General features: G+C 34.9%; 17 protein-coding genes. 10 read left to right on the forward strand and 7 right to left on the reverse strand.

Annotated features, from left to right (window positions below):
- Positions 1 to 56: 56 nt before the first annotated feature.
- Positions 57 to 767, forward strand: a complete 711-nt coding sequence (deoC, locus tag GQ598_RS04505) for a deoxyribose-phosphate aldolase (RefSeq protein WP_160402536.1) — start codon at positions 57 to 59, stop codon at positions 765 to 767.
- A gap of 94 nt (positions 768 to 861) precedes the next feature.
- On the opposite strand, the gene GQ598_RS04510 is transcribed toward deoC, so the two are convergent.
- Positions 862 to 1,608 carry a GntR family transcriptional regulator gene (locus GQ598_RS04510; protein WP_202112675.1) on the reverse strand — a complete coding sequence of 249 codons (747 nt, stop codon included), beginning with the start codon at positions 1,606 to 1,608 and terminating at the stop codon, positions 862 to 864.
- Between the two features lie 91 nt (positions 1,609 to 1,699).
- Positions 1,700 to 2,938, reverse strand: coding sequence for a mannose-6-phosphate isomerase, class I (gene manA, locus GQ598_RS04515; RefSeq protein ID WP_202112676.1), 1,239 nt, complete (start codon positions 2,936 to 2,938; stop codon positions 1,700 to 1,702).
- 260 nt (positions 2,939 to 3,198) lie between these two features.
- Between manA and prfA the strand changes: the two genes are divergently transcribed.
- From prfA to kdsA, 3 genes are read left to right on the forward strand one after another with little or no spacing between them, the layout of a single operon-like run.
- The gene (prfA, locus tag GQ598_RS04520) at positions 3,199 to 4,284 is read left to right on the forward strand and encodes a peptide chain release factor 1 (protein WP_160402537.1); all 1,086 of its coding nucleotides are present in this window, start codon (positions 3,199 to 3,201) and stop codon (positions 4,282 to 4,284) included.
- Entirely contained in the window at positions 4,281 to 5,117 is an 837-nt protein-coding gene (gene prmC, locus GQ598_RS04525; protein ID WP_160402538.1) for a peptide chain release factor N(5)-glutamine methyltransferase, read from the forward strand. The genes prfA and prmC overlap by 4 nt, the downstream gene beginning before the upstream one ends.
- Before the next feature lie 20 nt (positions 5,118 to 5,137).
- Positions 5,138 to 5,992 carry a 3-deoxy-8-phosphooctulonate synthase gene (kdsA, locus tag GQ598_RS04530; RefSeq protein WP_160402554.1) on the forward strand — a complete coding sequence of 285 codons (855 nt, stop codon included), beginning with the start codon at positions 5,138 to 5,140 and terminating at the stop codon, positions 5,990 to 5,992.
- Between the two features lie 175 nt (positions 5,993 to 6,167).
- Here the strand turns inward: kdsA and rraB are convergent, their stop codons facing one another.
- Entirely contained in the window at positions 6,168 to 6,563 is a 396-nt protein-coding gene (gene rraB, locus GQ598_RS04535) for a ribonuclease E inhibitor RraB (RefSeq protein ID WP_160402539.1), read from the reverse strand.
- Positions 6,564 to 6,582: 19 nt separating this feature from the next.
- On the opposite strand from rraB, the gene GQ598_RS04540 reads away from it, so the two are divergent.
- From GQ598_RS04540 to rluB, 3 genes are all read left to right on the forward strand, one after another.
- Positions 6,583 to 7,467 (forward strand): PHP domain-containing protein, encoded by an 885-nt coding sequence (locus GQ598_RS04540; RefSeq protein ID WP_160402540.1) that lies wholly within the window; start codon positions 6,583 to 6,585, stop codon positions 7,465 to 7,467.
- 90 nt (positions 7,468 to 7,557) lie between these two features.
- Positions 7,558 to 8,178, forward strand: a complete 621-nt coding sequence (locus GQ598_RS04545; RefSeq protein WP_160402541.1) for an L-threonylcarbamoyladenylate synthase — start codon at positions 7,558 to 7,560, stop codon at positions 8,176 to 8,178.
- Between the two features lie 81 nt (positions 8,179 to 8,259).
- A complete protein-coding gene (rluB, locus tag GQ598_RS04550) occupies positions 8,260 to 9,261 on the forward strand; it encodes a 23S rRNA pseudouridine(2605) synthase RluB (RefSeq protein ID WP_160402542.1) in 1,002 nt (333 codons plus the stop codon).
- A gap of 186 nt (positions 9,262 to 9,447) precedes the next feature.
- On the opposite strand, the gene GQ598_RS04555 is transcribed toward rluB, so the two are convergent.
- On the reverse strand, positions 9,448 to 10,875 hold the full coding sequence (locus GQ598_RS04555) for a hypothetical protein (RefSeq protein WP_160402543.1): 1,428 nt from the start codon (positions 10,873 to 10,875) through the stop codon (positions 9,448 to 9,450).
- 649 nt (positions 10,876 to 11,524) lie between these two features.
- On the opposite strand from GQ598_RS04555, the gene GQ598_RS04560 reads away from it, so the two are divergent.
- On the forward strand, positions 11,525 to 12,913 hold the full coding sequence (locus GQ598_RS04560) for a hypothetical protein (RefSeq protein WP_160402544.1): 1,389 nt from the start codon (positions 11,525 to 11,527) through the stop codon (positions 12,911 to 12,913).
- Between the two features lie 129 nt (positions 12,914 to 13,042).
- Here GQ598_RS04560 and GQ598_RS04565 read toward each other — a convergent pair whose 3' ends face one another.
- Positions 13,043 to 14,059: an amidohydrolase family protein gene (locus GQ598_RS04565; RefSeq protein WP_202112678.1), complete on the reverse strand. Its 1,017-nt coding sequence runs from the start codon at positions 14,057 to 14,059 to the stop codon at positions 13,043 to 13,045.
- A 456-nt stretch (positions 14,060 to 14,515) separates the two neighbouring features.
- On the opposite strand from GQ598_RS04565, the gene GQ598_RS04570 reads away from it, so the two are divergent.
- Positions 14,516 to 14,806 carry a putative quinol monooxygenase gene (locus tag GQ598_RS04570; RefSeq protein WP_160402545.1) on the forward strand — a complete coding sequence of 97 codons (291 nt, stop codon included), beginning with the start codon at positions 14,516 to 14,518 and terminating at the stop codon, positions 14,804 to 14,806.
- 55 nt (positions 14,807 to 14,861) lie between these two features.
- Here GQ598_RS04570 and pbpC read toward each other — a convergent pair whose 3' ends face one another.
- The gene (pbpC, locus tag GQ598_RS04575) at positions 14,862 to 17,201 is read right to left on the reverse strand and encodes a penicillin-binding protein 1C (RefSeq protein WP_160402546.1); all 2,340 of its coding nucleotides are present in this window, start codon (positions 17,199 to 17,201) and stop codon (positions 14,862 to 14,864) included.
- A gap of 66 nt (positions 17,202 to 17,267) precedes the next feature.
- Positions 17,268 to 19,001, reverse strand: a complete 1,734-nt coding sequence (gene argS, locus GQ598_RS04580; RefSeq protein WP_160402547.1) for an arginine--tRNA ligase — start codon at positions 18,999 to 19,001, stop codon at positions 17,268 to 17,270.
- Between the two features lie 284 nt (positions 19,002 to 19,285).
- On the opposite strand from argS, the gene GQ598_RS04585 reads away from it, so the two are divergent.
- Positions 19,286 to 19,597, forward strand: coding sequence for a hypothetical protein (locus GQ598_RS04585; RefSeq protein WP_160402548.1), 312 nt, complete (start codon positions 19,286 to 19,288; stop codon positions 19,595 to 19,597).
- Positions 19,598 to 19,779: the final 182 nt, after the last annotated feature.

Genomic DNA, 19,779 nt, shown 5'->3' on the forward strand with positions numbered 1-19,779 from the left:
AATGTTTTTATTGTTTTTAATATAATGTAAATACATATTTAAGTTGGAGATGAATTATGAAAAGTTATTCTTTACTAGAATTAAGTAAATTTATTGATCACACAAATTTAAAGCCGGATGCAACTACCGCCATGATGGAAAAACTTTGTAAAGAAGCAAGTGACTATAACTTTAAAATGGTAGCGATTAATCAGGTTCAATCGAAATTATGTGCAGCGTTATTAAAAGATACTAAAGTGGACATAGGCGCTGCAATTGCTTTTCCGCTTGGACAAACAACTATTGAGTCAAAATGCTTTGAAACGCAAAATGCGATAGAAAATGGAGCAACTGAAATCGATTATGTGATTAATATCTCTGAATTAAAGGCTAAAAATCTGGAATATATTAAAAATGAAATGACACAAATTGTCAGTATATGTCGTAAACACAATGTTATTTCGAAAGTCATTTTTGAAAACTGCTATCTAACAGAAGAAGAAAAAATAACACTGTGTAAAATTGCTGTTCAAGTTAGACCTGACTTTATCAAAACATCGACAGGATTTGGACCTTCAGGTGCAACACTTGCTGATGTTGAATTAATGAAAAAGCATGTTGGTGATATTGTTAAAGTAAAAGCAGCTGGCGGAATACGTAATGCTGAAACATTTAAAAAAATGATTGCAGCGGGTGCCGAGCGAATAGGTACAAGTGCGGGTATTGCCATTATTGAAGAGTTAAAACAAGAATTAAAAAATAGCCAAAAAGACTTTATTGAAATTTAATTAATTTATACCTAAACAGATATTTAAACCTAAAAATACCCACTAATAAGTGGGTATTTTTATTGTTAATTTACTTATTAGTGGTTCCAATAATTTAAGCTGAATGATTTAATTCAAAAATAAATGAATTGATATCTCCACGATATTTAGAAATCGAGTATTCAATTGGTATTCTGTTATGTGTATAACCAATTGAATGAAAATAAAAAATAGGGTTTCCTTCTTCAATATCTAATAAATCACTTGTTGTTTCATCTGCTTTGACAACATCTAGTTTTCTACGTATTTGCAATACCGGAAAATTCATCTTTTGTAATACGGAATATAGCTTTTCTTGTTCAAAGTCATTATTCAAAAAGTTAGGTAAAAGTTTTAACGGTAAATAAGTAGTGACTAATACTATCGGTTTATTTTCCGCATAACGTAAACGGACTAATTTATAAATTTCATCTTGTTCATTGATTTCTAAATGGTTTGCTATATCATTAGTTGCTTTATCAATTTTGAATGTAAGAACTTGTGTTCTAGGGTGAAGACCTTTTCTATTCATTTCCGAATCATAGCTTTCAATAATATGTGTAAATTCTTGATTTATTTTCTGTTGTTTAACTATGGTTCCTCGGCGTTTTCTACGTTCGAGGTAACCATCATTGGCCAAATATTGAATTGCTTGACGCACGGTCGGTCTACTAACTTTATAAATTTTGGTTAATTCAGTTTCTTTTGGAATTAATTGACCTTGAGCATACTCTCCTGACTGAATTTTTTTCAATAAATCTTGTTGGATAAAAAGATGGCGTGGAATTTTATTTTTAGGGTTCATGATGACAACAATATGCATTAATATGTTAACACATATTAATATATTGTTTTTGCTATGTAAAACATTAATATTAATTAAAATTAATTGGTTATATTTTATCGGTTATAATTTAATTAAAAACTTTTGCCAATACTCCCTCTCCTTGATAATGATAGCATTGAGCTTCGTAAGCAATAAAAGCGGATTCTCCTTTAGTTAGGGTTAAAGTATCAAATTTTGTTTTTAATGTAATATTTCCTGTAATACAAAATAGAATTTGTGGACTGTTTACGTTTTCAACTCTTTGTTGATTATCGCTTTTAATTATTTCAAATTTAAAATCATCAACAGGAACTGGATAATCAATTTTATTTTGTTGGGTAATCGGTTGGGTTAATAATTCATTCAAAGTTAGACTTTCAAATTGAGTATTTTTTAATAGCTCATCAATGTCTAAGTGCTTATTGGTTAATCCTGCTCTTAACACATTATCAGAATTTGCCATAACCTCAAGCCCAGTACCACTTAAGTAAGCATGGGGTGTTTCAGCACTTAAAAACATTGCTTGTGAGGGCTGCAATTCAATAATGTTTAAAATTAAAGGCATAAAGAGCCCAATATCATTTGCATAATCTTTGGCTAGCGTTTTAATTGTTAAATATGGCTCATCACAGAACGGTTCAATACTTTCTAATAATTGATTAATTTCTTGATGCTTTTTTTCTTGCGGTAGTGTTAGCAATGCATAAAAAAACTGTCTTAACTGCTGTTTGTTAGGATTTTTTTGTAATTGATCAATCTCTTTATTCAAAGAAAAAAGATTGATTTTAGAAAATAATTCTAAAATTTCATGAATCGGTCGAAAAGATCGCATAGCTTTAAATGGTGTTAAGGCATAAATTAGTTCTGGTTTATGATTTGGATCTTTATAATTGCGTTTTGGATCATCTAAGACAATGCCTAGTTGGTTTTCTCTTGCAAAACCTTGTTGTGCATTTATTTTGGTTGGATGTACTTGGATGGATAGCGCTTTATTTGCGGAAAGCACTTTAAATAAATAAGGCAAAGCAGCAAATTGCTTAAAGGTTCTTGTTCCTAATATTTCTAAAGGATGGTTTTTAATAAGATCATCAAGTCTGATTTTTTGATTATGTTTATTAATAGTTAATGAACACCCTAAAGGATGAGCTCCCATCCAGATTTCTGCTATAGGTTTTTGGGATGGATTTTTAAAACCAAATAATTTCGGTATATTTTCGATACTTCCCCAATCATAGTCTTTGATTTTATTTTCAAGTTTCCATATCGTTTGATTCATCTTAATTCCCCCTCTACATTTATTTTTCAAGGTTAATTTATTTTTATTCAATAGGTTAATTATACTCTCAATATAAATTGATTAAAGTTATATATATATATATATTGTTAAATAGTAGCTTAAATTAAATTTATTCCAAGTGATATCTATTTTAACTGCGCTATTATTTTCATTTTATTCAATTGCTTTATTATTGATTGCTTATGCTATGATCGGATATGACTTTGGCGATAATCCGAAACTGTATTTTCAAGGCAATTAAGTATATAATGCCCGGCAAATTCAACTAATCTCTATAAAAATATATTTTTATGAAATCTTCAATTATCAGTAAGTTAGAAGCGCTACAAGAGCGTTATGAAGAAGTTCAAGCATTATTGTCTGATGCTTCGGTTATCGCCGATCAAAATCGCTTTCGTACACTGTCTAAAGAGTATTCACAGTTAACTGGTGTTGTTAAGTGTTTTACCGATTGGAAGCAAACTCAATCGGATATTGAGACAGCTAAAGTAATGCTATCCGATCCTGAAATGAGCGAAATGGCGCAAGAGGAATTAAACGAAGCATTAAGCCGAATTGAAGAGCAAGAAAAGCAATTACAAGTGCTATTACTTCCTAAAGATCCTAATGACGAATATAACTGTTTTGTCGAAGTGAGAGCGGGAACAGGTGGTGATGAAGCGGCTATCTTTGCTGGTGACTTAGCCAGAATGTATACGCGATATGCTGAATCACGCAATTGGCGCGTTGAAATTATGAGCGCAAGTGATGGTGAGCATGGTGGTTATAAAGAAGTTATCATGTTAGTGAGTGGTGATGGTGTTTATGGTCATTTGAAGTTTGAATCGGGTGGGCATCGTGTTCAACGTGTGCCAGAAACAGAATCACAAGGTCGTATTCATACTTCAGCTTGTACTGTTGCTGTTTTACCCGAAGTACCTGAAGCTGAAATGCCTGAAATTAATCCAGCTGATTTAAAAATTGATACCTACCGTTCATCCGGCGCTGGTGGTCAGCATGTTAATACCACTGATTCGGCTATTCGTATTACTCATCTACCGACAGGTATTGTAGTTGAGTGTCAAGATGAGCGCTCACAACATAAAAATAGAGCTAAAGCGATGTCTGTATTGGCTGCGCGTATTCAAGATGCGGAGTTGCGCAAACGTCAACAAGAAGAAGCCTCGACAAGACGTAACTTATTAGGATCGGGTGATCGTTCAGATAGAATTAGAACATATAACTATCCACAAGGTCGAGTTACTGATCATCGAATTAACCTAACACTTTATCGTTTAGACGAAGTGATGGCAGGGAAATTAGAGATGCTAATCGATCCAATTGTACAAGAATATCAAGCAGATCAACTGGCCGCTTTATCGGAACAAGATGAATGACTTATTTACAATGGCTTAAATGTGCATCTCAATCTTTGACCGATAGTGAAAGCCCAAAGCGTGATGCTGAAATTTTGCTGAGTTTTGTTACGCAAAAAACGCGAACATTTTTAATGGCATTTAGCGAAACATTGCTTACTGATGATGAGTTGATTGTTTTATCTGAATGTCTAAAACGCCGGCAAAACGGTGAACCTATCGCATATATTACTGGCGAAAAAGAGTTTTGGTCTTTAAAGTTTAATGTTTCTAACGCTACATTAATACCGAGACCTGATACCGAAAAATTAGTCGAATTAGGTTTAGAGTATCTACCTAAAGTGCCATGCGAAGTATTGGATCTTGGTACGGGGACCGGTGCGATAGTTATCGCTATGGCAACTGAGCGTCAAGACTGTTTATTTACCGCAATTGAAAAGAATAAAGATGCGCTAATTTTAGCTCAACAAAATGCAACTCAAATTGGGGTAAATAATGTTTATTTTTTACAAGGAGATTGGTATAGACCAATCAAAAGCCGCAAGTTTTCAATGATTGTCAGTAATCCTCCTTACATTGAGCCAACCGATATTCACTTATCACAAGGTGATGTGCGTTATGAACCAAGAAGCGCGCTAGTTTCTGAAGATGATGGTTTAGCTGATATTAAACTAATTGTAAAAGGTGCAACTAAGCATTTAAACCAATATGGTTGGTTACTGATAGAACATGGTTGGAAACAAGGTGAAGCTGTGCAAACCATTTTTAAACAACACGGATTTCAATTAGTTGAAACTTTCACCGACTATAGTGGTAATGATCGAGTTACACTGGGTCGCTGGTTCAAACCTTAACTAGGAAAATTTTATTTATGATGCAGCAAAAAAAAGTAAATGTTGGTGATATTACTGTTGCCAATGATCTACCCTTTGTACTATTTGGTGGTATGAATGTACTTGAATCTCGTGATTTAGCAATGAAAATCTGTGAGCATTATGTCACAGTCACCGATAAACTGAATATCCCTTATATTTTTAAAGCTTCTTTTGATAAGGCGAATCGCTCCTCAATCCATTCTTATCGTGGACCAGGTTTAGAAGAAGGGCTTAAAATCTTCCAAGAGCTTAAACAACAGTTTGGCATTAAAATTATTACCGATGTCCATACCGAAGCGCAATGTCAACCGGTTGCTGATGTGGTTGATGTGATTCAATTACCGGCTTTTTTAGCAAGGCAAACAGATCTAGTTGTTGCAATGGCGAAAACAGGTGCAGTTATTAATGTCAAAAAACCACAATTTGTCAGTCCTGGGCAAATGGGTAACATTGTTGAGAAATTTGAAGAAGCTGGCAATAACCAAGTTATTCTTTGTGATCGTGGTAGTTGTTTTGGTTATGACAACTTAGTAGTTGATATGCTTGGTTTTAACATTATGAAAAAAGCGAGCAAAGGCTCACCAGTTATTTTTGATGTTACTCATGCGTTACAATGTCGTGATCCAATGGGCGCTGCATCTGGCGGGCGTCGTGGTCAAGTAACTGAACTGGCTCGTTCAGGTATGGCTGTTGGTATTGCTGGACTATTTTTAGAATCACATCCCGATCCGAGTCATGCAAAATGTGATGGACCATCCGCGTTACCGCTTAATAAACTAGAGCCATTTTTAAAACAGATGAAAGCTATTGATGAGCTAGTAAAGAGTTTTGATGAAATTGATACAGAAAATTAGCTTTAAAAGTTTTCTTAAAAGTTATTTGGTTTGATGGTAAATAAACATATTAATAAAAAGAGAAATGTAAATCATTTCTCTTTTTATTAATTATATCAGCAAACTAAAAAGCACTACTTGTATCGAAGAAATGTACCTGATAAGAATAATTCATCAGAAAAAGAATTAATAATATTTAATGAAGTGTTTCCATTAGCTCAACTTCATCAAAATCGTCATCACTTCCATCTTCAAAATAAGTGCCCCAACCATCATAATTGACGCCAAATTGGGCGGTAAGGGTGATGATTTCGGCAATTTGAGCATTGATTAATTCAGCATTAAGCGGACTTTCGGCAATGATATCAAAACCGATAACAACATTGCCAGCATCGTCGACATCTTCATCGGGATCGGTTGCTTCATAACCTAACTTATAAGCCTCTACTGCTATTTTTTCTAGTTTATCAAAATCTTGCGATGAAACATGATGTTCAATAATATAAAGCGCATGAGGATCGCTACCATCTTCTAACAATTCTTGAATAATAGCGTTAGTATCTTGCTGAGCAAGAATAATTTGATCTTTCATAATATACCTTTTAGTGGTCATGCAAATTGTGTGGTATATTACACGTTTCAAAATAATTTTCGAGAAAAAAGTGATCGTTGATTTACATTCTCATACTACGGCATCGGATGGTGTTTTAACGCCCAGCGATCTTGTCAAAAGAGCGGTGGATAACCAAATTGATATTTTGGCTATTACCGACCATGACACTGTTAAAGGCTTACCTGAGGCCCAACAGACGATAGTTAGTGAAAATTTACCTATTAAATTAGTTAGTGGTGTTGAAATATCGACGGCTTGGAAGAATAACGAAATCCATATTGTGGGACTCAATATTGATATTGAGCATCCTCAATTATTGACACTATTATCATCACAAGAGCAAGGACGAATTAATAGAGCGTTGGCAATAAGCCAAAAATTGACTAAGGTTAGTATTGAAAATGCTTATCAACAAGCACAACAATTTGCGAAAGGAGACATTGTTTCGAGAGCTCATTTTGCAAGATTTTTAGTTGCTAATGGTTATGTTAAGGACATCAAACGCGCATTTAAAAAATACCTAGGCAAAGGGGGATATGCTTATGTGCCTGCAACATGGTGTAGCATTGCTGATGCGGTTAATGCCATTCACATGGCAGGAGGGCAAGCGGTGCTTGCACATCCAAGTCGTTATGATCTAACCTTAACTAAATTGAAATTATTACTGAATGAATTTAAAGACTGTGGTGGTGATGCAATTGAGGTTTCGCAAAGCAGGCAAACGCAAGATGATTTACATCGATTAGCTAAATTAGCCAATGAATTTGATATGTTAGCATCACAAGGTTCGGATTTTCATGATTTAGTTAATTATTTAGACTTAGGCAAAACAATGCCATTGCCAGGTAGCGTTACGCCAATTTGGCATAATTGGAAATGCTAAATAAATTAAGACTAAATGACTTTATATTGACGTTTTGCCTAAATATTGATGGCATTGAACTAAACACTAAAAATTGATATAGAATAAATTATGAGCCAAATTTTTTATATTCACCCAGATAATCCTCAAACTCGATTATTAGATCAAGTTGTTAAAATATTAAATGACGGTGGCGTTATCGCTTTTCCGACTGATTCAGGCTATTCATTGGGTTGCTTATTGGATAACAAACATGGCGTTGATCGCATCTGCCAAATTCGTCAGCTGGATAAACATCACAATTTTACTTTAATGTGCCGTGATCTTTCTGAGCTATCTTGCTATGCTTTTGTTGATAATACGACTTTTCGATTATTAAAAAATAATACACCGGGCAAATATGTTTTTATTTTACAAGCTAGTAAAGAGGTGCCTCGTCGATTAATGAACGAAAAACGTAAAACCATTGGATTACGTGTACCAGATAATAAAATTGATTTAGCCCTACTTGAATTATTAGGGCAACCATTAATGACCGCGACATTAATTTTACCTAATGATGATCAAGCGCAATCCGATCCCGACGAAATAGAAGATAGAATAGGGCACCAGCTTGATGCGATTGTGCATGGAGGCTATATTGGTGAACAACCCACTACTGTGATTGATTTAACTAATAGCTATCCAGAAATTATTCGTCAAGGAAGTGGAGACACTAAACCATTCGAATAAATGACCGTTTTTTATTGTCAACATTCAGACAATAAAGTGAATAGAAAAGATGATACCTGAGAAGGTAACAGCGAGGATAATATGAAAAATAGCAGATCTGCATTACCAAAATTTTCCAAAAAAAACAGTAACCTTAAGGCTAAAGAAAACAAAGCCAATGAAAAACCGAAAAAGCCAATTGCATCAACAGCAATAGGTAAAACATCGGCACATGACAACACAGAAAAGTTACAAAAAGTATTAGCTAATTTAGGACATGGTTCACGTCGCGAAATTGAAGCGATGATTATAGCCGGTAAAATCAGTGTCGATGGTAAAATTGCCATATTAGGTGATCGGGTTGATGTTAATGCCAGTCCAAAAATTCGCATCAATGGTCATTTAGTTCCGCTTAGAAGCAAAGAAAAAGAAGTTTGCCGAGTGCTTGCTTATTACAAACCTGAAGGTGAAATTTGTTCGCGTAATGACCCTCAAGGACGGGCAACCGTTTTTGAACGTTTACCACGTTTAAAAAATGCACGTTGGATTAATATTGGGCGGCTTGATATCAATACATCAGGTTTATTATTGTTTACCACAGATGGTGAACTTGCAAATCGCCTAATGCACCCACGCCACGAAATTGAACGCGAATATGCCGTGCGTGTATTCGGTAAAATTACCGATCAGCAGATTTTTCAGTTACGTAAAGGTGTACAGCTAGAGGATGGTCCAGCATCATTTAAATCAATTAAATCGCAAGGTGGCGATGGAATTAATCAATGGTTTAATGTTGTGATAACCGAAGGTCGTAATCGAGAGGTTCGTCGTATGTGGGAAGCGGTAGAAGTGCAAGTTAGCCGATTATTACGGATCCGCTACGGTAATATCACTTTACCTAAAGGATTATCGCGTGGAACATGGATGGAGCTAGGCATTGATTCGGTAAATTATTTACGAGAACTTGTCGGTTTACCACAAGAAGTTAAGAGCTTTACCACTAATTCTGCTTCAGATAGAAGAATTATCAAACCAAAACGAGCTAAATTAACCAATTTATCAAAAACATCACGCTCACCACGTCAAGCGACAACAAAAAAATAAACTCCACATACCCTTAAATAATATACTTTATTTAAGGGGGAAGAACAGCCAAAACACCAATTAAAAACTTAAATAAAATCAATGTTTTTTCTGTGTGTTTTTGGAGGAAGAACCATCCACCCAAAACAGGAAAAGAACGATTGGTTAGTTTATTATTGAATGTGGTGACAGAATTTACTGTCACCTTTAATTCATACGTGGACGAGGGATAAGAACGTATCTAATATTTTTTTGTTTAGGTGTAGAGGCACATACGGCATTTTTCTCTTCATGTTCACTACGGCAATGGTATTTACTATTGTGAGCGTGTACATCACAATATTTTTTTTCATTTATATCCCATACATAATACCTTCTAATAGCTACTGATGATTGCTTCTCAAGATCTGGCCCAAAAGATCCGGGATAAGCACTTTGAACTACATCACTCCATTCACTAAATAATGAACCTATTTCACGTGTATATGTAGTATACCTAGTACTACTGTCAAACGGCGCATTACTTATTTCATTTGAGTGGCTTACATGATAATGCCCACTTTTGGCGTTACATGCAGCTACTACCTCTTCAAGAGGAGCTCTAAGAGCTATTAGTTCTCCTGCTTCATTAGTATCTTGTTTCCAAGTGTCAAACCATTTAGTAATGGTAAATGCATATTGGATAGTTTTATTTGTGGTTTTATGTCTTCCCTCAATTATTACGGTATACCCAGAATCAGAACCCATAACATGTTGCCAAGCTTTTCCTGGATCTTTTGCATCAGCCGTATTAAAAGTTATTGTTATAAAGTTAGGATGATTGGTTAGAGTAACAAGATCACTGCCTTGTTTAATTGCCCAAGTGTAGTTTGAAACCATTCTTTTGTCGGATAAAAGTAGGTCAAATTTAGCTCCATAAAAACCTGTAGTTGGAAAGTTTTCAGATGGATTGCTAATCGATTGAGTTAAGAAACCATAACGATAATCCCATTGTTTTTTTTCACTTTCATTAACATTGGGGCTTAAAGCAGGTCTTGCAAAGCAAATAAAAGCATCGTTTGGTCTTAATATGGTATACATTTTAGCTGGGAGAGTTGCGTTCTCTTCATTTGGATAGGTTTTGTTATTCGGTACGCCATACTTTGAATATAAATCTAAATTAGCAGATAATTTTACTTTAAAAGGCGCGTACATGCCTCTTGTGGATAAGCTACAAAAAGTATCCTTACTGCTAGGAGTAAATTCCACTAACTCATTATTTATATTAGTATAATACCAAGTTATATTAATTTGATATTGGTTCCTTAGGTTGAGTATTTCAAATTCATCTCCATCAGAATCAAAAAATTCATCACTATTAGGCTGTTTTAGTATTGATGATAATTGGCTTTTTAATGGGGAATAGCCGGAAAGCGAGATGTTTTTTATTTCTTCATCACCGAAATACTCTTCATCATTTGACTTTAGACCAAATAAATTTAAATCATCGATATGTTCTTCTATTTGCGGTGATAAAGAAGGTCTCGTTCCATGAATAACCTGTGCTGATTGCGCAGTATAGTTAGAATAACTCATTGGAAACAAATGAAATAATATAGATACATAAACAACAGATTTTATAAATTGTTTAATCATTATTTTACCCATTTTTTAAATTTTTGATCCGGTATTTTTTATTTATGGCTATCTAATATTATTCTCATTAATAGTTTTAAGGATAAGTTTATTCACTTGACTACGATCCTTTTGGGAAGTAAAAATCTTCTACTCAATTATGATCAGATTAGCCATTTTTTCTATAACTACTGTATAGAGTAATAAATTAATGTTAATTTAATCAACAAGCATATCGTTAAAAATTGTTAATGACTGTTAATGTGTCAACATATCATTGATATTGACTAATATTAGGTGACTAGATGGCGAGTTGTTTATTTTTCATGATACGAATAATCTGCTAAAAACTCATAAGACGTTTTTACTCAAATTGCTATGAAAGTTCCTATCGCTTGTCTGTGATAAGGTACTAGTATGTATTTTCATCTCCGTATTGAACAAATAACTGTAAACCGTGTGACTAAATTGTAAACTTCATATTACCTTAAAATAATCTCACTCATCGATAATGATGATTTTGCTCAACTTTAGCAAAAAAAGTTAATAAATTAGAGACAATTTATAATAAACTCATCAACTAGCTTATTCATTAAGCTCAATTAAAACAGTTTTCATCATAATAAATAGATGAACGAGCACAAAACTACAATGAATTGAAAGGAAAATTATGCGTATAATCATAGCTATTTTTTTTATGTTTTTATTAACTGCTTGCCATATACGTACAGCAGAAGATGCTTATAAAGAAGGAAAATATTTAGAAAGTATCAACCTATTGGGTGACAGCATTGAGGACAAAGGCCCTGCAGAATTTGGAAAACAAGATATACAACGACTGCAAAATATAGTCAGTAATGTCATGCAACATTATGAAACAAGCCTTTTAAACACCAATAACTCGGATTATGCCACACGAATAAAATGCTACGAAAACCTATTAGCCATGAAAATGCGATTAACTGATCGTTTTTATAGCCAAGAAATCAGTTTTTTCGATAACAAATATGACACTACACAATTACAACAAAATATTGCTAAAGAGTACTACAATTATGGCAATTCAATCACTGGCACCAACAGTGAAAGTTATAGAATAAGAGCCGATTTATATGGAAAAGGGCTTGAGCAATACAACTATAAAAATATCGAAAGTTTGTACAAAAATGCAAATACAAAATATATGCAACTTGCGGCTAAAGAGTATTATGACCAAGGCAAAATGTTAGAACGACAAGGTGATTTTAAAGCCGCTGCCGAGGCATTTAATAACGCATCAGCGGTATATCAACCGCTTGGTAAGTACAAAGATAGTGATAAACTTTCTATTGATAATGATAGAAAATACTCTACTCAACAAGCAGAGATTGCTTATGAACAAGCACAACAACTAGCAAAGACTGCAACGCATCGTTATCAATTTCGTGAAATTGCTAAATATTACGCCTCGGCTGCTGCTACTTATCGTCAATACGGATTATTTCGTGATGCAGATTCACAAGCAAATAATTATACAAAAAAAGGGAAAATTAAAGTCTATTATAATTCTTTAGAGTTAAAATCTTTTGTATTAGATATCTTAAGTAAGGACTTTATAGAATTCATTGCTTATCAACCAAGTCAGGCAGATGTCACAATCCGAATTACGACAAACGTTGAATTTGCTGATCTTGGGCAATCAGTTAACAATGAAACTAAAACCGAACAAGTCTTTGATAAATTTGTTGAAGTTTCTGACGAAAACGGCAACAAAAAGCAAGTTAAAACCTACAAAGATCAGCAATTTAATTTAAAAACGGTGACCCATAGCAATAAATTAACCTTGACCACTGAAATTGATGTTCATGGTGCTTATAGTTACAATAAAAAATTTGACATTGTTCAAACATCGGCAAAACATGATTATATTTATTCTGGTAATGTGCCCTCTAATTTGCGCAACCACAGTGAAGGAGTGTTGAAAACTAAAGATAGCTTGCTTCAAGCAGCAAAAGAACAGCAATTAACCGAACTAAAATCACGGTTTGACGATATTATTAGAGATCTTTCATATTTATAACTAATTAAAGTTTATATTTAAATTTTTAGAAAAGATAATCTAATCACATCAGTGTGATGCAAAGCAAAATAACATCCCACAAACAACATCATTTTGTTTGTGGGGTTTTTATTTAATAAATATGATTAACTATTCAAGCCCAAGCACCATTCGTCCATTTTTGGTTGCTACATTAATTACATTATCTAAATCAGTATAACGGCATCCGGTCACTAACAATTTAAGCTCTTCCCACATATTGCCAGTTGAAAATGGTAACATATAGTCACTAACATTATCTGTACCAATAGCAACAGGAATACCAGCAGCAGCTAGTTCATCAACTGGGGTAAGTGAGTTACGAGTAGGGCCTTGTTCTTCACGGCGTGGGCTATCGATCCAAGCAAATGGACAGGCAATTACCATCATTTTTGCTTCTTTCATTTTTTTATAGAGTTTTTGGCGATATTCTAAACTGTGGGCTGTGATCGAAATGCTATGAATAGCAACAACGCGACCATGCATACCATGTTCAAGGGTTTTATCGGTAAGTTGTTCTGTTTCGATTTCATCTTGAGAATTAAACTGGTCAACATGTACATGCACCATTTTGCCTAATGATTTACCTGTTTGCATTAGTACATCAAGATGTTTAAGTCCCATTCCTTCACCATGATCGCGCTCATCACGACGTGGTAAACCACCAATAATATCAACTAAATCAGCGCCTTTATCGAACCAATAACGAGCCTCTTTATCGATAACGCCTTTGAGTGTTTGATTGACTAATTTTATAGTGATGTCATTTTTATAGGTTTCGCGTGCTCTTAACGCTCCTTTAATTGCCCGTTCTTGAGTGATAGGGTCAATATCAACAAACGATCCCATTGCACTTACGCCTTGCTCAATCATACGTTCAACCGCCATACTAAAATGACGATAGTAATCATCTTCGCTCATTGATGCTTTGACTTTATCTAATGTATCCCATTTTTCAATTAAGGTCTGTTTTTGATAAACATCAAAACTATCAACCGAAATAGTAAAAGCACGATCGGCATGCATATGAGCATTAACCCATCCGCCATTTTGTTTAATTTTATTCATTAAATAGGCTTTTAAACTTTGGTCTCTTGTGGTTAACAACATGTTTTTATGTTCAATCATAATGTGCCTCTACAATGCAATCATTTTAAATAAAGTGGATAAAATCGAGCGCAATAGGCAAAAAAAATCCCCCAAAAAGGAGGATAAAAGTAATATCAATAATTTTATTTAGTAGGATTATTGATTTACAAGTGTTCATTGCGCTTATACCTAATCGATTAAAAATTGCAGAAATTCTAACCAAAATATTTTGAATAGCAAGCACTATAATTCATAAAATATATAAATAAATGAAATGGTTAAAGTATTATTTTTTAGATTTTCAACTAAAAAAAAAGTGTTCAATAAATACAAATTATCCATAAAATAAAAAATTAAATGGTAACCTATTATTTAATAATAATAATTAAACGTCACAAAAATGAGATTATTCATCTCATTATTCTGTTTTAGATTATTCGTAATACCAAGCGTATACTGTGCTAACCAATTATTTTGAAATATAAGGCAGTTAACATGAACCAATTAAATATTGTTGCCACAATCACCGTTAAACCAGAATTTTATGATGCATTTCAATCAATATTGAAACGATTAGTTACAGGCAGTCGAGCCGAAATAGGTTGTGTACGCTATGAACTTAATCAAAGTATTGATAACCCTAACATCTTTGTTGTGATCGAAACATGGGCTTCACAACAGGCTATTGATTTTCACAATGCAACGCCTCATTTTGTAGAATTTGCCAACTTTGCTAAAGAGCATGTTGATGGATTAGAAATTAATATAGTTAAACAAATCATGTAGCTTAGAAATTGATGATGATAGTTACTTACTTACTTCAGGTTAACTATCATGTTTATTAATCAAATAGTTCAATTTTTATACTTCTTGAATCACTTCGCCCTAGGTCATCAAGCACTAAAATTTTAAACGTTCCGCTTTGTGTTGGGATCCAGCTAATTGCCTTTCGGGGATCGGTTTGCCCAATAAAACTGTCATTGACAAACCAATAAAGTGTTTTAACATCGCCATCACTATTAGCGGTAAAACTAATTTGTTCATTTTTTTGTTTTGTTGTTCGAAATTGATAAACCACATTTTTGAGTGGTGACGTTATTTTAGGCGGTTCACCTAAATAGCTTTGTGATGAACGACAATGTTTTGTTGAAGGAGGTGCTTTTTTCGGGATACCTGCTTTAGCAAAAATAGCAGCTAAATCGGACGGCCAATATTCAAAAACAGCTAAGTGAGAGGTGGCTAAATCATAAGGTGGACAAACCGCTTTACCTGTTTGATTATCGACCATAACAGGTCTGAAAATAGTATCAGGATTAATAGGAGAAACCCCAGGAATAAACCACGTTTTACCTTTTGCTTTACACCACTGGGTCAGTAAATTGCCACTGGTTAGGCAAATATCAATGCGTTTTAAATTTGGCGGTAATGGGCGATTGGACGTACGCAAGTTAGGATAATAAGCGTTAATACTATCAACGATATTAAAAAAGAGCGGTGTGGCAGCATCGACGCCTACAAAGGCATTATTGCCGCTGCCATCGAAGTTACCAAGCCAAACCACCATAGCATAGTGTCCAAAAGTACCTGCAGTCCAAGCATCACGAAAGCCCCATGAGGTACCTGTCTTCCAAGCAACAGGTACTACATTTTTTTGCATTTTGCTTAGCACATCTTGTGGACGGGTATTTTGTTTTAACATATCGATAGTCATAAATGCCGCTTGTGGGCTTAACAACTTTTCCGGTTCGGGAAGCGTTTCCGATTCGGTAAATTGCAGTGGTTGCCAGCGCCCATCATTGGCTAGCATGGCATATAAGCCGACTAATTCTTGCAAATTCACTTCACCGCCGCCTAACACTAAAGACAAGCCATAATGCGCTTCATCGGCGAGCTTTTGGATATGGGCGTTGACTAAAAACTGGTAAAAAGTGGGGTTATTCAATTTTGATGCAACCCATACCGCAGGAATATTACGGCTATGAATTAACGCATCGGTAGCCGAAATAGGACCACGAAAATTGCGATCGAAATTTTCGGGTGTATATGAACCAAAATCGGTTGCTACATCTTTTAAAATGGTTCGGGGATGCAAAACACCTTGATCAATGCCAAGCGCATAAATAAACGGTTTAAGCGTAGAGCCCGGTGAACGTTTGGCAAGTGTGCCGTTCACTTGACCTTGAATTGAATTATCAAAATAATTAGCCGATCCGATCAGTGCTTTAACCTTCATTGTCTGTGTATCAACCAAAATCACTGAGGCATTATTAATGCCTTTCAAACGATTACGCTCGATAAACGCGTTGACTTGGTTATGGATGATCTTTTGCAGATTGCTGTCTAATGTGGTTTTGACTTCTTGGGTTTGGTCGTGTTGCTGGTGAATGATTTGATTCACAAAATGGGGCGCCACAAAGGGCACTCGTTCTGGTTGACGCAAAACCAACTTTTGCGAAAAAAGCGCCGCGATATGGCTATCAACATGATATTTTTCTTGCCAACGATCAAATAATTGATTTCGTGCTTTAACTAACGCTTTACCAGCAAATCCTGTTTTACGATCAACCCGATAGGTTGGGGACTGCGGTAAAACCACCAGTGTTAATGCTTCGGGCAAATTAACTTGCGAAGGTGGTTTATTAAAATAAATAAATGATGCCGCGCCAACACTTTCAATATTACGTCCAAAAGGGGCATAATTTAAATAAGCCTCTAAAATATCATGTTTAGAATACATTAATTCTAACTGTATTGCCCTAGCAATTTGATGCAATTTACCGCCAATAGTTCTAGTATTTAACCGCCAATGCATGCGGGCTAGTTGCATGGTGATTGTGGATGCACCTTGACGATTGCCCCCAGTTAAATAAGTTGCGCCAAAAGCGCGCATCAAGCTAAATGGATTAACACCAATATGATAATAAAACCATTGATCTTCGTGCAGTAACAAACCATTAACAATATCGGGCGAAATATCTTCTAAAGGTGTCCATAACCGATAACGATCATCATTGGCTAATGTCATGCGAATTAATTGGTTACTGTTATCATAATAACGCTTTGAAAAGCTCAATTGCTCTGAAAGAGGGGGATGTGGATATAAACGAATAGCAAAGATCGCAATAAATAACAGCAACAAAGCCATTAACTTATTTTGATGACGAACAATAAACCGGATCATATTTAGTTAATACTAGGTATGTTAGCAAAAACTGCCACCCATGCATTCACATCGGTGGCGGTTTACCTACATTTTATCGACCGTCTTAATACCCAACATATCAAGACCAATTTTCAGTGTTTTCGCTGTTAAACAAGCCAATTTCAAGCGGCTTTGCTTCAAGCTTTCGCTGTCGGCCGTTAAAATAGGGCAGTTTTCATAAAAACTTGAAAACAGCGTCGCAATGTCATAAAGATAAGCACAAAGCACATGTGGCGTACCTTCCCTTGCTACGGTTGAAATTGTTTCGTCAAATTGAATTAAACGTGTTGCTAAAGCACGCTCTTTATCGGTTTCTAAACTAATAATACCTGTTAGGCTCTCTTCGGTAATATTCGATTTTTTAAATATTGATAACACACGGGTATAAGCATATTGTAAATAAGGTGCGGTATTGCCTTCAAATGACAACATATTATCCCAATCAAAAACATAATCGGTAGTACGATTTTTAGAAAGATCGGCATATTTAACTGCACCAATGGCCACTGCGTCAACGATTTCGGCAAGCTCGCGTTCTGTTAACTCAGGATTTTTGCTACGAATTAATGTTGTTGCACGTTCGCAAGCTTCATCTAGCAAATCATTTAATTTTACGGTATCGCCAGAACGTGTTTTAAATGGTTTACCGTCTTTACCTAGCATCATACCGAACATATGGTGTTCAAGTTTTAAAGATTCTGGCACATACTGGGCTTTATGAATAATTGCCCACACTTGCTCCAAGTGCTGGTGTTGGCGAGAATCAGTATAATAAAGGATGCGATCAGCGTGTAATGTTTCGTAACGGTATTTTGCGCAAGCAATATCGGTTGTGGCATAAAGATAGCCGCCATCACGTTTTTGGATGATAACACCCATCGGTTCGCCTTCTTTGTTTTTATACTCATCTAAAAACACAACGATTGCACCTTCGCTTTCAACGGCAAGTCCTTTCTGTTTTAAATCGGCAACAATACCCGGTAGCATACTGTTATAGATGCTTTCGCCCATGGTGTCTTCAACCGTTAACGTAACATTTAAACGTTTATAAGTGGCAATATTTTGCGTCATGGTAATATCAACCAATTTTCGCCACATCTTACGACAATACTCATCACCACTTTGCAGCTTTACTACATAGTTACGGGCCTTTTCGGCAAACACTTCGTCTTCGTCATAATGTTTTTTGGCAGCACGATAGAAGGATTCTAAATCTGAAAGATCCATATCATTGGCATGCTCATTTTGCATTTTTTCAAGATACGCAATTAACATACCAAATTGGGTTCCCCAATCACCAACATGGTTGGCACGAATAACGTTATGCCCTAAAAACGATAAAACACGAACACTCGCATCACCAATAATGGTTGATCGCAAATGCCCGACATGCATCTCTTTGGCAACATTAGGTGCTGAATAATCAACTACAACTGTTTGCGGTTTTGCCGGCAAAGTTATATTAAGTTTATCACTGTTTAAAGCAATTTCATTTTGCTCAGCAATCCAGCTATTTTTTAAGAAAATGTTAATAAACCCAGGGCCAGCAATTTCTACTTTTTCGGCAATATCATCAATATCTAAATGTTGTAAAACAGCTTGAGCAAGATCTCGAGGTGGCATTCCGAGCTTTTTGGCAACAGCCATAATACCATTGGCTTGGTAATCACCAAATTGTGCTTTATTTGATTGCTTAATTAAAGCGTCACAGTTCTTATCTGCACCTGCTATAATCATCGCTTGCGAAACACGTTGCGTTAATAATTGTTGAATATTCACACTAAACCTAATCAATTATCATAAAATGGCTAACATCATACCGAGAAAGTGGCGAATTGTCACTGACTGGATATGGTGAAGGATTTTTGTTTTTTAAAAGAAAAGTTAAAATGATTAATAAAATCAATTTTTTATGAATGATTTTGTCTGAAATTTGAGAGAGATATTTTGACCATCAAAACTACAAACGTCTGTCCTCGCCAACCAAAATATTTTATTTACCAAAACAAAATCAACAATACCCAATAACTGAACTACCGAGTAATTTATTACTTAACGGTAATATGGATTTATTTGATACGCCTATCACCAAACTGCCTGAAAATTTATCAGTGGATAAAGATTTAGATTTGGATGTTCAAAAGATAACTAATATTGTTTATCGTGAACATGTTGGTGAAGATGACATTAAGTTGTTTTCAGTATTTGTTAATGGCGAAATACAAATATCCATACCTGAATGGGATTTTTTAGGTAATTTTGAATTGTTTGAAACAAGAATAGATAAAAATCTTTCCGAAGAGGAAGCAAAACAATACAAACAAGTAGCAAAAGAATGTGTTGATGAGTTAATAAAAATCCGAAAGAACAATTAGATCTGAATAACGGCATAGCGGTTGTTTTATTTCGGTATCGGATAGCCGTAGGCACATTATGCCGCCAAAGCGTGGGTTGTTAGGGAATTCGCTTTAATGAACTGCCCCCCAAAAGTTGGATTGTTTAAATCTACTTTTGGGAATAAAATTATGGCAAAAAAATATACATTCGATTTTAAAAA

This window comes from Gilliamella sp. Pas-s95 (assembly GCF_009795795.1).
Classification (GTDB): domain Bacteria; phylum Pseudomonadota; class Gammaproteobacteria; order Enterobacterales; family Orbaceae; genus Gilliamella; species Gilliamella bombicola.

Coding starts and splice junctions, on each gene's coding strand:
- deoC (WP_160402536.1), top strand. CDS start 57: ATGAAAAGTTATTCTTTACTAGAATTAAGTAAATTTATTGATCACACA.
- GQ598_RS04510 (WP_202112675.1), bottom strand. CDS start 1,608: ATGCATATTGTTGTCATCATGAACCCTAAAAATAAAATTCCACGCCAT.
- prfA (WP_160402537.1), top strand. CDS start 3,199: ATGAAATCTTCAATTATCAGTAAGTTAGAAGCGCTACAAGAGCGTTAT.
- prmC (WP_160402538.1), top strand. CDS start 4,281: ATGACTTATTTACAATGGCTTAAATGTGCATCTCAATCTTTGACCGAT.
- kdsA (WP_160402554.1), top strand. CDS start 5,138: ATGCAGCAAAAAAAAGTAAATGTTGGTGATATTACTGTTGCCAATGAT.
- rraB (WP_160402539.1), bottom strand. CDS start 6,563: ATGAAAGATCAAATTATTCTTGCTCAGCAAGATACTAACGCTATTATT.
- GQ598_RS04540 (WP_160402540.1), top strand. CDS start 6,583: ATGCAAATTGTGTGGTATATTACACGTTTCAAAATAATTTTCGAGAAA.
- GQ598_RS04545 (WP_160402541.1), top strand. CDS start 7,558: ATGAGCCAAATTTTTTATATTCACCCAGATAATCCTCAAACTCGATTA.
- rluB (WP_160402542.1), top strand. CDS start 8,260: ATGAAAAATAGCAGATCTGCATTACCAAAATTTTCCAAAAAAAACAGT.
- GQ598_RS04555 (WP_160402543.1), bottom strand. CDS start 10,875: ATGATTAAACAATTTATAAAATCTGTTGTTTATGTATCTATATTATTT.
- GQ598_RS04560 (WP_160402544.1), top strand. CDS start 11,525: ATGCGTATAATCATAGCTATTTTTTTTATGTTTTTATTAACTGCTTGC.
- GQ598_RS04565 (WP_202112678.1), bottom strand. CDS start 14,059: ATGATTGAACATAAAAACATGTTGTTAACCACAAGAGACCAAAGTTTA.
- GQ598_RS04570 (WP_160402545.1), top strand. CDS start 14,516: ATGAACCAATTAAATATTGTTGCCACAATCACCGTTAAACCAGAATTT.
- pbpC (WP_160402546.1), bottom strand. CDS start 17,201: ATGATCCGGTTTATTGTTCGTCATCAAAATAAGTTAATGGCTTTGTTG.
- GQ598_RS04585 (WP_160402548.1), top strand. CDS start 19,286: ATGGATTTATTTGATACGCCTATCACCAAACTGCCTGAAAATTTATCA.